This window comes from Methylobacterium sp. (assembly GCF_019750675.1).
Classification (GTDB): Bacteria; Pseudomonadota; Alphaproteobacteria; order Rhizobiales; family Beijerinckiaceae; genus Methylobacterium.
The window spans coordinates 1-11,635 of sequence record NZ_JAIEOF010000399.1 but is presented as its reverse complement, the minus strand read 5'-3'; the positions used below and the strand labels follow the sequence as shown (position 1 = coordinate 11,635).

Here is an 11,635-nt window from a genome sequence, read left to right as displayed (position 1 = left end):
CGACCCGGGCCGGGGCGCCGAGGCCGCCGACACGACGACCCGGGCCTTCGCGCCCGAGCCCGCCTTCGTGCCCGAGATGGCCCCCGAGCCCGAGACGGCCCCCGAGCCCGTGCCGGAACCCGAGCCCGAGGTCTCGACGCAGATCTTCATGCCCGAGCCCGAGGCGGCGGGCGAGGAGCCGAAGCGCGGCTGGTGGAGCCGCCTCACCGGGGGCATGAGGCGCACCTCCACGGCGCTGACCGAGCGGGTCACGGGGCTCTTCACCAAGCGCAAGCTCGACGCCGACACCCTGGAGGAACTCGAGGACGCCCTGATCCAGGCCGATTTCGGCATCGAGACCGCGACGCGGATCTCGGAAGCCGTCGGCAAGGGCCGCTACGAGAAGGGCATCTCGCCGGATGCGGTCCGCGAGATCCTGGCGGCGGAGGTGGAGCGCGCGCTTATCCCCGTGGCGATCCCGTTCCGCATCGACACGTCGAAGAAGCCGTTCGTGATCCTGATGATCGGGGTCAACGGAGCCGGCAAGACCACCACCATCGGCAAGCTCGCCCTGAAGCTCAAGGCGGAGGGGCACTCCCTGATGCTGGCCGCCGGCGACACCTTCCGGGCCGCGGCGATCGAGCAGCTGAAGGTCTGGGGGCAGCGCACGCAGACCCCGGTGATCGCGCGCGCCCAAGGAGCGGACGCGGCGGGCCTGGCGTACGATGCCTACGAGGCGGCCAAGGCCCAGGGCACCGACGTCCTCCTCATCGACACGGCCGGCCGGCTCCAGAACAAGGCCGGGCTGATGGCCGAACTCGAGAAGATCCTGCGGGTGATCCGGAAGATCGACCCGCAGGCCCCCCACGCCGTCCTCCTCGTCCTCGACGCCACGGTGGGCCAGAACGCGCTCAGTCAGGTCGAGCTGTTCTCGAAGGCGGCCAACGTCACCGGCCTCGTCATGACCAAGCTCGACGGCACGGCGCGCGGCGGCATCCTGGTGGCGCTGGCGGCTAAGTTCGGTCTGCCCGTGCACTTCATCGGTGTGGGCGAGGGGGTGGAGGACCTGGAGCCCTTCGCGGCCCGCGACTTCGCCCGCGCCATCGCGGGCCTGGACGCCGGCTGAGGCGCCCCTCGCCCCCTGAAGCGCCGTGTCGCGGCGGGCCGCCGCCCGGAACCCTCTATGATGGACCCCATGCAGATCGAAGCCGTCCCCCCGCACCGCCACCTGCCGCCCCTCGTGAAGCTCGCCCTCGAGCTCGGGCCGCTGATGGTCTTCTTCTTCGGCAACGCCTACGCGGAGCGCCTCGGGGTGCATCCCGACCAGAAGCTGTTCGTGGCCACCGGCGTGTTCGTCGTCGCCACGGTGGTGGCGCTCGGCATCCACTACGCGCTGGTGCGGCGCCTGCCGATCATGCCGCTCGTGTCGGGCGTGGTGGTGGTGGTGTTCGGCGGCCTCACCCTGGCGCTGCAGGACAAGACCTTCATCATGATGAAGCCCACCATCGTGAACACGCTGTTCGGACTCGTGCTGCTGGGCGGGCTCGCCTTCGGCAAGTCCCTGCTCTCGGTGGTGCTCGACTCGATGTTCACCCTCACGGAGGATGGCTGGCGCAAGCTCACCTTCCGCTGGGGCGTGTTCTTCCTCGTGCTGGCGGCCATCAACGAGGTGGTGTGGCGCACGCAGACGGAGGATTTCTGGGTCAGCTTCAAGGTGTTCGGCATCATGCCGCTGACCATCGCCTTCGCGCTGGCCCAGACGCCCCTGCTGATGCGCCACGAGCGCAAGGAGCCGGGAGCCGGCTCGGCCTGAGCGGCGGGCCCCTCAGGAACCGCCGAGGATGCGGGCGTATTCAGCCTCGGGCACCCCGTAGGAGGCCCCCGCGATCGTCCTGAGGACGGCGCGGTCGCGGATGCTGATGCCGCCGCGCCGGGTCTTCAGGGCACCGGAGAGTTCGAGGACGCGCAGGCCCGTGGTCACGCCGGCGCGGCGCACGCCGAGCAGTTGCGACAGCAATTCGTGCGTGAGCGGCAAGTCCTCACGGTCGGCCCGGTCGTGGCACATGAGGAGCCAGCGGGCCAGGCGCTGCTCGATGGTGAACTGCGCGTTGCACAGGGCTCCCTGGGCCAGCTGCACGGAGAAGACCTGGGCATAGCGCAGCAGGTGTTCGCGCAGGGTGCAGCTGGCGTCCAGGGCCTGGCGGAAGGGGCCGGCCTCGATGAGCAGGGTCCGGCAGGGCACCTGGACCAGGATGGTGTGTGGGGAGGCATCCACCCCGTTGAGGAGGACGAGGCCCGTCATGCCCTCGGGGCCGATGATGCCCGCCTCGGCGCTGGTGCCGTCGACCGCATGGGCCACCAGCGACAGCATGCCGGGCTCGGGGAAGTGTACCGCCGCCACGGATTCCCCCGGGCTTTCAAGGACCGCGCCCTGCTCGAACGAGCAGCGCACGAGATGCGCGCGCAGACGGTCGAAATCGGCTGCGCACAGCGTGCGCAGCAAGTGGTTGCGGATGTCAGTCTGAATGGGGAACGACGTCACGACTCCGCAGATCTCACGGGCGGGACTCCGAACGCATCATCACCCGCGGCCCGATCCGTCTCGGGCGACGCAGCGGACATGACACATCGGCCGAGCGTTGTGAAGAGAATGCCTCAGTACACTTTAGTCCGCTAGCGTACGGAACAAATCTTCTCAACAAACCCATCACAACCGTAAGGTTCAATACTGGGGTAATTTGAGAAAAGACCTCGCTGGTGACGCCGCCACCGGCCGCGCAGGCCCCACGCCATTTCCGCGGGCTCAGGGAGGGCCCACGGGGTACCGGGCCGGGCGCTTGAGCCGCTGGGTCTTGCGCCTTATGCTCGACCCGGGGGACGTAAGGAGAGCGGCGCCTGCCGCTCAAGCGATGCCGTTCGGCTCGCGCGCGAGGCGGCATCGGCCCGGGACGCGCCGGACGAGACGCTCATGCCTCGATACTTCCTCAACATCAGGGACAACGACGCCCTGATCGCCGACCCCGACGGGGACGACATCCCGGACCTCGACGAAGCCCGGACACTCGCCCTGGAGATCATCAACGACATCCTGGGACGGCCAAACGTCTACGGTGCGCCCGGCCCCTGGCAGGCGCGCAGCTTCGAGATCACGGACGAGACCGGCACGGTCCTCCTCACGATCCCCTTCGCGAGTGTCTGATCGCGTACGGATGTGTTCAGGAATGAACTGAACCCGGTCTTCGCGATTGTACGACTCAGTACAGATCGGCCCGTCTCCGGTTCCCCAAGACGTCGATCCGGTTATGAGGGACGTCCGTCCCATTCATCGAGCAGCAGAACATTGCGCGGCTGCTCCCTTGAGCCGCAATGTGTCATGTCGGTGCCGTCACAGCGATTTGTTCGGAATACGCTTCTGGGCGCACTGGATCTGCGGGATTACGAGGCCGTCCGTGCGGTGGCCGAGCCGGTCTCCCTGGCACGGCGCGACGTGCTCATCGCCGCCGGCCAGCCGATCACCCATGTCCACTTCCTCGAATCCGGTGTCGTCTCGGAGGTGACCGCCACCCCGGGGGGCCGGAGGATCGAGGTGAACCTCACGGGCCGGGAGGGTTTCGTCGGCGTGCCCCTCCTCCTCGATGTCGACCGGACGCCTTACGAATCCTTCGTGCAGATCGAGGGCGAAGCCCTCCGGGTGGAGGGCGTGGCTTTCCTGCGGCTGATCCAGGCGCACGACGCGTTGCGGCGCTGCCTGAGCCTCTACGCCTACGTGGCACATCTCCAGACCGCCGACACCGCCATCTCGAACGGGAATCACACCCTCGAGGAGCGCCTCGCCCGCTGGCTCCTGATGTGCCACGACCGGGTTCCGGGGGACGCGCTTCCCGTGACCCATGCGTTCCTATCGACGATGCTCGGGGTGCGCCGGCCGGGCGTGACGACGGCGATCCACAGCCTGGAGGGCGCCGGCGGGATCAGGGCGCGCCGCTCGCAGGTCGAGGTCCTCGACCGCGAGAAGTTGAAGGCCGCCGCCGGCGGCAGCTATGGAATGCCCGAGCGCGAGTACCGGCGCCTGATCGGCGTCGCCCCCTGAGGCACGGTCGCCCCGGGCGGTCGGCTCAACGTGCGGCCGGGACCCCGGCGGCGCGGATCTTGTCCAGGACGCCGGCATAGTTCTCCGGCGTGACGATGCCGACGAGCTTGTCGCGGATGGTGCCGTCCGGACCGATGATGAAGGTCTCGGGTACGCCGTAGACCCCGAAATCGATGCCGGCGCGGCCCTCGGTATCCATTCCCACCGCCGCGAAGGGCACGCCGTTGCGGGTGAGGAACCGGCGGCCGTTCTCCGCCGTGTCCTTGTAGTCGATGCCGACCAGCCGCACCCCCGGCTCGCGCGCCAGCCGCATGAGTTGCGGATGCTCGATCTGGCAGGGCGCGCACCAGGAGGCCCAGAAGTTCACCACCGTGACCCGGCCGAGGAGGTCGTCCCGGCTCAATCCCGGCACCGGGGCGCCGTTTGCGTTGAGGCCCGGCATCGCCGCCAGCGCGAAGGCCGGCGCGGGCTTGCCGATGAGCGCGGAAGGAATCGCCGCCGGGTCGGCGCCCGAGCGCAGGCGCAGGAAGAAGATCCCCGCCAGCAGCGCGAAGGTGAGAAGGGGCAGGACGAGCAGCAGCGAGCGCCGGGCCGGGGCCGGCGCCTCCGTCAGGGGTCCGCTCACGGGCGCTCCCCCGTGCCGTCCTGCAAGGCGGCGAGCGCCCGCGCCTGGGCCCGGTGGTCGCGCAGGGCGTGCAGGATCAGCCAACCGACGACGAGGGCAGTGAAGGCGTAGGCGCCGAGGATAAAGCCGGCATGGGGTCCGAGCATCAGGGTGCGACTCCCGTGAATCGGGCGATGGGGTGGAGCATCGGCGGTCGCGCGGCCGGTCTCACAGGCCCGGGACGGCCCGGCCGAGGGGCGCCGCCGACCGGCGCTGGGCCGAGGCGGCGCCGTCGTCGAGCCGCTCGGCCTCGCGGATAGTCAGGGTGCGGACCCGGCGGCGCAGGATCTCGGTGCGCATGCCGGCGAGGTGCAGGGTCACGCCCAGCACCGTGAAGGCCAGGATCATCTCCAGGAGCGGATAAAGCATGCTCGGATCGATCGCCGAGCCGCCCATGCGCATGATCGAGGCGGGCTGGTGCAGGGTCGACCACCAGTTCACCGAGAACTTGATGATGGGCAGGTTCACCGCCCCGACCAGGGTCAGGATCGCGATGGCGCGGGCGGCGCGGTTCGGGTCCTCGATGGTCCGCCACAGGGCGATGATGCCGCAATAGATCAGGAACAGCACCAGCATCGAGGTCAGGCGCGCGTCCCAGACCCAGTAGGTGCCCCACATCGGCTTGCCCCAGAGGGACCCCGTCACGAGGCAGATCAGCGTGAAGGCCGCTCCCACCGGCGCGGCGGCGCGCTGCGCCACGTCGGCCAGGGGATGCCGCCAGACCAGGGTCCCGAGGGCCGAGACCGCCATGGAGCCGTAGAAGAACACCCCGAGCCAGGCCGCCGGCACATGGATGTACATGATGCGCACGGTCTCGCCCTGCTGGTAGTCGGGCGGGACCACGAACCAGGTCAGGTAGAGACCGACTGCCAGCAGCAGGGCCGACAGCCCGGCGAGCCATGGCATCGCGGGCTGCGTCCAGCGCAGGAAGTGGCCGGGATGGGCGAGACGAGTCCACATGGTCCCGCCCTCTACCCCAGGGTGCGGTGCGGCGGCAATGCGGGGCCTGTGCGCAAGGCGCCGCAGCGGGTCAGTTCTTCGTGCGCTCCGCCACGGCGATCTCACGGGCGAGGAACGCCGTCATCCGCTGCCGGGACGCGTCGTTGTCACCGCGAAAATTGAGTTCCCGCGCAATCCGGGTCTCGCCGGAGGCGGTGTCCACCCGCCCGGCGCCTGGGGCGGGGCGTCCGGCCGCTGACTCAGCCGTTCGCCTGGAACCCCGCCAGGGGGGCCGCCACGCGGCAGACGAGGCCGGTTGGGGCGTAGTCGAGACGGATCGTGCCGCCGACGGCGCCCACGAGCCCGCGCTCGATCAGCCGGGAGCCGAAGCCCTTGCGCGCGGGCGCCACCACGGGCGGGCCGTTCGCTTCCGACCAGACCATTCGGACGGTCGGACCGGCGGGCTCCGGGACGAGGCTCCATTCCAGGGAGACGCGGCCGTCCGGGACCGAGAGGGCGCCGTACTTGACCGCGTTGGTCGCCAGTTCGTGCAGCATCAGCGCCAGCGACAGGGCGGCCTTCGCGCCGAGAACGATGGGGGGACCGGCGAAGTGGAAGCGCCCGGGCTGACGGTCGTCGTGGATCGAGAGGGCGCCGCGCATCACATCCTCCATCTCGGCGCTCTCATGCACGCCGGCCAGCAGGATGTCGTGGGCCTTGCCCAGGGCGATGAGGCGGGCCGCCAAGGCTTCCTTGGCCGCCTCCACGTCGGTGACGTTGCGCAGGGTCTGCGAGGCGATGGCCTGGACCATCGCCAGGGTGTTCTTGAGCCGGTGGCTGAGTTCGCGGTTGAGGATGCGCTGCTGCTCGTCGGCCTCGATCCGGGTCAGGCCACTCCAGGCCCGCTCGGCCACCTCGCGGGCGAAGGTGACCTCGCCCGCGCTCCAGTCGCGGGGGACGCGGTCGAGGACGTAGAGGATGCCGACGAGCCGGCCACGTCTGAGGACCGGCACCTTGATCACCGCCCGCAGGCCGAGGCGCGCGTAAGCCGCCGGATCGTCGACGCCCTCCGGATCGGCGGCGATGTCGGGCACGCTGAGGATGGCGCCGCGCGCGAGGCGGCCGACGCTCGCGGCCAGGGGCGAGCGCGCGGCCGCGGGCAACCCTGCGGCGCCGGACAAAGCGTCGATCCCCTCGGCGATCCAGTCCGGGGTGATCGAGGCGATCTGCCCGCCCGGATCGACCTGGACGTAGCCCGCGCGGACGACTCCGAGGGTCCGCCCCAGGCTCTCGGCCGCGACCGCCACCACGTCCGCATGGGTGTGCAGGTCGCGCAGGCGGTCGCTCAGGGCGATCAGCGCCTCGCGGCGGGCGTCGCTGCGCTTCTCCTCGGTGATGTCCTCGATCATCGCGGTGGCGTGGACGTCGTTGCCCAGGCGCTGCGAGACGAGGTTGACCCGGGCCCAGATGATGCGCCCGTCCAGGCGCCGGTAGCGCTTTTCCAGCCGCAACTGCAGGGTCTCGCCGGAGGCCAGGCGCGCGTGCAGCGTCTCCCGCTCGGGATCGTCCTCGGGGGGCGTCCAGCGGGCGAGGGAATGGGCGAGGATCTCGGATTCCGGCGCGCCCCAGATCTCGCACAGCTTGGCGTTGACCGCGAAGGCCCGCACGCTGCGGGGATCGAACTGGACGATGCCGATATTGGCGCCCTGGAACACCGCCCGGAACTGGGCGGCGGCCCGGTTGCGCTCCGTCAGGTCGAGCATGGCGCCGACCATCCTCACCGCCGCGCCGGAGGCATCGCGCAGGAGGTGGCCCCGATCGAGCACGTCCGCGTAGGTGCCCTCCGCCCGCAGGAAGCGGTACTCCTGGCTCCAGGCGTCACCGCTGCCGGTGATCGCCGCGTGGAGGCCGGCCTCGACGCCGGTGCGGTCCTCCGGATGGAGGCGGGCGCGCCACCAGGCGTCGGTCGGTTCGATCGCGTCGGGCGCCCAGCCGTAGGCGGTGGTCAGACCCCCGGTCCGCAGCACGGTGCCGGTGACGAGGTCCCAATCCCAGATCGCGTCGTTGGTCGCCCGCGCGGCGAGGCGGTAGCGTTCCTCGACGGCGCGCGGGGATCGGACGTCCTCGACCGGCGCGGCGCCGGCCGGGGCGCCGGGGCGGCCGGGCTCCGCAGCCGGACCGGCCCCGTCCTGCGGCGTGCCGGGCGGCGTCTCTGCGGCGGGCGTCGTCATGGCCGGCGTCGTCATGGCGGGTGGCGAAAATCCGGTCTCGGGGTCGGGCGGGGCGGGGCGGCGGTCAGGCCGGCTCGGGCGCGGCCAGCACCCGGGGGTCCTGCGAACCGGACCGGCCGGATGGCGGCTCGACCGCCAGGAGCAGACCGTCGGCCCCGTAGATCGCCCCGAGGACGGCCTCGTAGTGGCGCCGGACGACGCCGTGGCACTCGCAGGCCGCCGCCTCCGCCTGGAGCCGGCTGCGCATGGTGATGCGCCCGCGCCCGACCTCGATCAGGCCCTGGCGGCTCAGGGTGCGCAGGATGCGGGTGAGGTAGGTGCGCTGGACGCCGAGCATCGTCGCGAGCAGCTCCTGCGTCACCGGCAGGGTTTCGGTCCCGATCCGGTCCTGCAGGGTCAGGAGCCAGCGCAGGCAGCGCGCCTCGATGGGGTGCAGCGCGTTGCAGGCCACGGATTGCAGCACCTGGGCCAGAAGGCAGTCGGCGTACCGGGTGAAGAGGTTGCGCAGGGCCGGCGAGCGGGCCTTGGCCTCCTGCAGGCGGTGTGCGTCCAGGCGCAGGAGGGGACCGCCGAGTTGCACCACCGCCTGGGTCGAGGCCGGCAGGAAACCGCTGCTGACGATGCCCCCGACGGCGCCCTCCCGCCCGACGGTGGCGGTCTCGGCCCCGCGCCCGTCGCGCATGACCACCATCAGGCTGACCACCGTCTGATCGCACGGAAAGGCGATCGTCCGCACGGAGGCGCCGACCTCGAACAGGGTCTCGCCGCGCTCACAGATGACATAGTCGAGGTAGGGATCGAGCAGCGCCCGGTCCTCGGGCTGCAGGCCGTCGAGGAGGAGGTTGCCCGGGACGGGGATGATTCGCGATGCGGGGGTGTTTCGGGGCGACATCGAGACCGGGACCACATCCCGATCTGGAGAGAACATCGAATCGCGAGCCGGCTCCTGCGTCGGGTCTTCCGTCGAATCGTCCTTGGAACTTTCCGAGGAATCTTGGGCCGAAGCCATGGAGCGCGCCGTGTTCACCGTCTGTCTCTTCGGCCTCTAGCGCATCGCCCGCGCAGCCGTCTGTCTACAAGTAGACATAAGTGAGACGATTCTGTTCTTTCGATGGGGGAACTGTGTAACGTGATGTCATCGGCTAGGCGCGTGGCCCGCGCCGGCCGGGTTCAGGCCTGCCCGGCCTCGTCGCCCTCGCCGATGCAGTCCAGGGCACGCTCCACGGCGGTGACAGCGTCGAGAAGGTTCTGGACCGTGCGCTCGACCTCGCGGGCCGGACGCCCCATCGCGGCGGCCCGGGCGCTCACCGCCTCCAGCTGCTCCAAGAGCGCGAAGAGGTCGTCGGCGACCGCCACCACGTCGGTGACCACGACCGCCGGGGCGGCGGGGCGTCGAAGGAAGGGGACTACGTTGCTCATTGGCCCCATGTGTCGCGTGTTCGCCGCCAAAGCGCCAGCCTGCGGGCCGTGGGATTCCACATCTTCGGCCCCCGGAGGCCGCTTGCCTGCCAGGGTGGTGAGCGCATTCGTGGCGCGGTGACATCACTCCGCCAGGAACCGGCGACGATTCGTTAGCCTTGCGCTTGACGCGCGCAGGACGTCGGCAGCACCACGGGTCCACTCGCGACACCAGGAAACCAGCCGATGCGCCTTGCCCCCCTCGTCCTCGCCGCCGCCCTCCTCGGCGGTCTCTGCGCCTGCAACAGCGACAGCCCGAGCGGTCGCAGCGGCGTCTCCGACGCCTTCGACACCAGCAACTACCGCCGCTCCAACGACACCAACGGCACCCAGACCCGCCGCGACGTGAACCGCGCGTACACCCAGCCCTCGATGCCTTCGATCGTGAACCGCGGGAACTGAAGGCGGACCGAGCGCCCCGAAGCGCCCGGCCCGCACCGCCGCGGCATCACGCCTGCGGTGGCCGGGGGCCGGAAGCCGTCCCGTCAGGCCTCGTCCGCGTCCGGCTCCGGGGCAGCCTCGCTCGGATCGGCATCCTCGTCGTTCAGATCGTCATTCGTCGCGGACGAGGCGCTCAGCGGCGCGATGAAGGCCCGGTGGACGTGCCCATCGACGAGGCCGTCCCCCTCGATATCGACGCGTGCCCAATCGTTCAGGCGCCCCTCAAAGGCCAGCACGGTCAGCACCGTGCCGGTATCGATCGCGGAAAGAATCGGAAAATCGAGGCCCGGCCCTCCCCGGAGCTTGAGGCCCCCGCGCGCGATCACGCGATACTGGTCGGCCCCCGAGACGGCGGATGTCGAGGCGACGCGCGGCACGGCGCTCGGAGACGTCTGCCACCCCTTCTGGGCCGCCTTCCTGAGCCAACCCGGGGCGGTGGCGGCGGCGCCGCCGGCACCCCAGACCAACCGGGACGTGTCCCGCGGCGAAGTGCCGAAGCCCACATGAAGCGTCGTCGGTCCCATATAGTCGACCGCCGCGCCGATGCCGGTCGCCCCATTGGCGGCCGCCGCCGTCACGAAGGCGGCGACGATGTCCCGATCGCCCGTCTTCGTGAAATCGAGGGCCCGGCGACCGTCCACGAGAAGTTGGAGATCGGCCGCGAAGCCGTTGTCGTGCCGTGTCGATCCCGTGCGTTTGCGACACGTGCCCTTCGGACATTGCCCGCCGGAGGTCACCCGCACCACGTCGATGCCGGCCGCATCCGCGGCCTCGATCAGGACCGCCCGCAAGGTGTCGTGGATCGGCAGGTCCCGAATCTTGCCCTTCGTGTCTTCGCGTACGATCGCCATGATCATCCCCCCGCATCAACCGGAGCGATGATCAATCAACTTCAGGTTATATTCAAGCGCCTCCCGTGCACACTCAGTTCTTCGCCAGCGCGTCCGCGAAGGCGATCATCCGGTTGCGGGCGTAGGTCGGCAGGCCGGCGCTGATCGAGGTGCCGGTGTTGAAGGACGAGTTGCCCATCAGCACCTGTGCGGGGAGCAGGTTCTTGAGCACCGGCACGCGGGCGTATTCCTGCTTGCGGTCGAGGACGTCGGCCTTGATCGCGAGCGCCATGTAGGTGGTCACCACGGTCTTGGTCGGATCGCCCGGCATGGGCTGGAACACCGCCAGGAACTTGCCGAAGCGCAGGATCTGGTTGACCCAGAAGATGGTTTGCTCCAGTCCGCCGGTCACCGGGGTGTCGATCTTCGTGAGGTTGCCGAGCGCGGCGATCTCCGCCGGGGGCAGGGTGCGCAACTCGCTCTGGAACGCGACGAACTCGGCGATCTTCTTCGTGGCCCCGTCCTCCAGACGGTTGGCGAGTTTGACGCCAAGCGGCAGCTTGCCCTCGAGGTCGTAGCGGGATTCGATGCAGGTGGTGCCGGTTTCGCACCAGGGCCGGTCCGGCCGCTTGGCGAAGGCGGCGGCCGGGTCCTTGTTCGGCGTCGCATCGGCGGGGTTGAGCCCCTTGTGCTTGATCACCGGGTCCATCTTGGCCACGAAGCCGAGGGTGGCGTAGGCGGCCAGATCGATGCGTTCCGGGGCCTTGGCCACCACGAAGCGCCCCTGCGCCACGTAGACCTTAAGGGTCTCGTGCCGGCGCTTGGCGACACCGTTCAGGGTCTGCACATAGTCGGGCTCGGCATAGGCCGGGTGGGGCGCCAGCGCCGCGCGCTCGCCGGGGCGGAGCTTGCCCCAGTCGAGATACGGCACGAGGCCGCTCTCGGGCTTGGCCGGATCGTCGCGGTGATCGGTGAACAGGATGGTGCCGGGCTTCAGCCCCGC

General features: G+C 70.3%; 15 protein-coding genes. 5 read left to right on the top strand and 10 right to left on the bottom strand.

Annotated elements, in window-relative coordinates; all coding sequences use genetic code 11:
* Together ftsY and K2X24_RS20920 are read left to right on the top strand one after the other, a co-directional pair.
* The coding region (gene ftsY / locus K2X24_RS20925) for a signal recognition particle-docking protein FtsY (RefSeq protein WP_292500731.1) at positions 1–1,105 on the top strand (1,105 nt) is incomplete at its 5' end.
* A gap of 69 nt (positions 1,106–1,174) precedes the next feature.
* Positions 1,175–1,792, top strand: a complete 618-nt coding sequence (locus K2X24_RS20920) for a septation protein A (RefSeq protein WP_238280441.1) — start codon at positions 1,175–1,177, stop codon at positions 1,790–1,792.
* 12 nt (positions 1,793–1,804) lie between these two features.
* On the opposite strand, the gene K2X24_RS20915 is transcribed toward K2X24_RS20920, so the two are convergent.
* Positions 1,805–2,521, bottom strand: coding sequence for a Crp/Fnr family transcriptional regulator (locus tag K2X24_RS20915; RefSeq protein ID WP_292500728.1), 717 nt, complete (start codon positions 2,519–2,521; stop codon positions 1,805–1,807).
* A 426-nt stretch (positions 2,522–2,947) separates the two neighbouring features.
* Here K2X24_RS20915 and K2X24_RS20910 point away from each other — a divergent pair, with 426 nt between their 5' ends.
* Both K2X24_RS20910 and K2X24_RS20905 read left to right on the top strand, forming a co-directional pair.
* Entirely contained in the window at positions 2,948–3,178 is a 231-nt protein-coding gene (locus K2X24_RS20910) for a hypothetical protein (protein WP_292500726.1), read from the top strand.
* Between the two features lie 255 nt (positions 3,179–3,433).
* Positions 3,434–4,069, top strand: coding sequence for a Crp/Fnr family transcriptional regulator (locus K2X24_RS20905; RefSeq protein WP_292500725.1), 636 nt, complete (start codon positions 3,434–3,436; stop codon positions 4,067–4,069).
* 25 nt (positions 4,070–4,094) lie between these two features.
* Here the strand turns inward: K2X24_RS20905 and K2X24_RS20900 are convergent, their stop codons facing one another.
* The 7 genes from K2X24_RS20900 to K2X24_RS20870 all read right to left on the bottom strand — a co-directional run bounded on the left by K2X24_RS20900 (position 4,095) and on the right by K2X24_RS20870 (position 9,322).
* A complete protein-coding gene (locus K2X24_RS20900; protein WP_292500723.1) occupies positions 4,095–4,694 on the bottom strand; it encodes a DsbE family thiol:disulfide interchange protein in 600 nt (199 codons plus the stop codon).
* Positions 4,691–4,843 (bottom strand): heme exporter protein CcmD, encoded by a 153-nt coding sequence (ccmD, locus tag K2X24_RS20895; RefSeq protein WP_292500733.1) that lies wholly within the window; start codon positions 4,841–4,843, stop codon positions 4,691–4,693. Before ccmD ends, K2X24_RS20900 begins: the two co-directional genes overlap by 4 nt.
* Before the next feature lie 58 nt (positions 4,844–4,901).
* Positions 4,902–5,693, bottom strand: a complete 792-nt coding sequence (locus K2X24_RS20890) for a heme ABC transporter permease (RefSeq protein WP_292500720.1) — start codon at positions 5,691–5,693, stop codon at positions 4,902–4,904.
* A 70-nt stretch (positions 5,694–5,763) separates the two neighbouring features.
* Positions 5,764–5,895 carry a hypothetical protein gene (locus K2X24_RS20885; protein ID WP_292500718.1) on the bottom strand — a complete coding sequence of 44 codons (132 nt, stop codon included), beginning with the start codon at positions 5,893–5,895 and terminating at the stop codon, positions 5,764–5,766.
* Between the two features lie 37 nt (positions 5,896–5,932).
* Entirely contained in the window at positions 5,933–7,903 is a 1,971-nt protein-coding gene (locus tag K2X24_RS20880; RefSeq protein ID WP_292500716.1) for an HWE histidine kinase domain-containing protein, read from the bottom strand.
* A gap of 64 nt (positions 7,904–7,967) precedes the next feature.
* Positions 7,968–8,795 carry a Crp/Fnr family transcriptional regulator gene (locus K2X24_RS20875; protein WP_292500732.1) on the bottom strand — a complete coding sequence of 276 codons (828 nt, stop codon included), beginning with the start codon at positions 8,793–8,795 and terminating at the stop codon, positions 7,968–7,970.
* A gap of 278 nt (positions 8,796–9,073) precedes the next feature.
* Positions 9,074–9,322 carry a hypothetical protein gene (locus K2X24_RS20870; protein ID WP_238279525.1) on the bottom strand — a complete coding sequence of 83 codons (249 nt, stop codon included), beginning with the start codon at positions 9,320–9,322 and terminating at the stop codon, positions 9,074–9,076.
* Between the two features lie 225 nt (positions 9,323–9,547).
* On the opposite strand from K2X24_RS20870, the gene K2X24_RS20865 reads away from it, so the two are divergent.
* Positions 9,548–9,763: a hypothetical protein gene (locus tag K2X24_RS20865; protein ID WP_292500711.1), complete on the top strand. Its 216-nt coding sequence runs from the start codon at positions 9,548–9,550 to the stop codon at positions 9,761–9,763.
* Positions 9,764–9,846: 83 nt separating this feature from the next.
* On the opposite strand, the gene K2X24_RS20860 is transcribed toward K2X24_RS20865, so the two are convergent.
* Together K2X24_RS20860 and K2X24_RS20855 are read right to left on the bottom strand one after the other, a co-directional pair.
* Positions 9,847–10,653 carry an SH3 domain-containing protein gene (locus K2X24_RS20860; protein WP_292500708.1) on the bottom strand — a complete coding sequence of 269 codons (807 nt, stop codon included), beginning with the start codon at positions 10,651–10,653 and terminating at the stop codon, positions 9,847–9,849.
* Positions 10,654–10,726: 73 nt separating this feature from the next.
* A partial coding sequence (locus K2X24_RS20855) for a hypothetical protein (protein ID WP_292500707.1) occupies positions 10,727–11,635 on the bottom strand: 909 nt, incomplete at its 5' end.

Excerpts from the sequence above, each read along its gene's own strand:
- K2X24_RS20920 (WP_238280441.1), top strand. The coding sequence starts at position 1,175 with ATGCAGATCGAAGCCGTCCCCCCGCACCGCCACCTGCCGCCCCTCGTG.
- K2X24_RS20910 (WP_292500726.1), top strand. The coding sequence starts at position 2,948 with ATGCCTCGATACTTCCTCAACATCAGGGACAACGACGCCCTGATCGCC.
- K2X24_RS20890 (WP_292500720.1), bottom strand. The coding sequence starts at position 5,693 with ATGTGGACTCGTCTCGCCCATCCCGGCCACTTCCTGCGCTGGACGCAG.
- K2X24_RS20880 (WP_292500716.1), bottom strand. The coding sequence starts at position 7,903 with ATGACGACGCCCGCCGCAGAGACGCCGCCCGGCACGCCGCAGGACGGG.
- K2X24_RS20875 (WP_292500732.1), bottom strand. The coding sequence starts at position 8,795 with ATGTCGCCCCGAAACACCCCCGCATCGCGAATCATCCCCGTCCCGGGC.
- K2X24_RS20870 (WP_238279525.1), bottom strand. The coding sequence starts at position 9,322 with ATGAGCAACGTAGTCCCCTTCCTTCGACGCCCCGCCGCCCCGGCGGTC.
- K2X24_RS20865 (WP_292500711.1), top strand. The coding sequence starts at position 9,548 with ATGCGCCTTGCCCCCCTCGTCCTCGCCGCCGCCCTCCTCGGCGGTCTC.
- K2X24_RS20860 (WP_292500708.1), bottom strand. The coding sequence starts at position 10,653 with ATGGCGATCGTACGCGAAGACACGAAGGGCAAGATTCGGGACCTGCCG.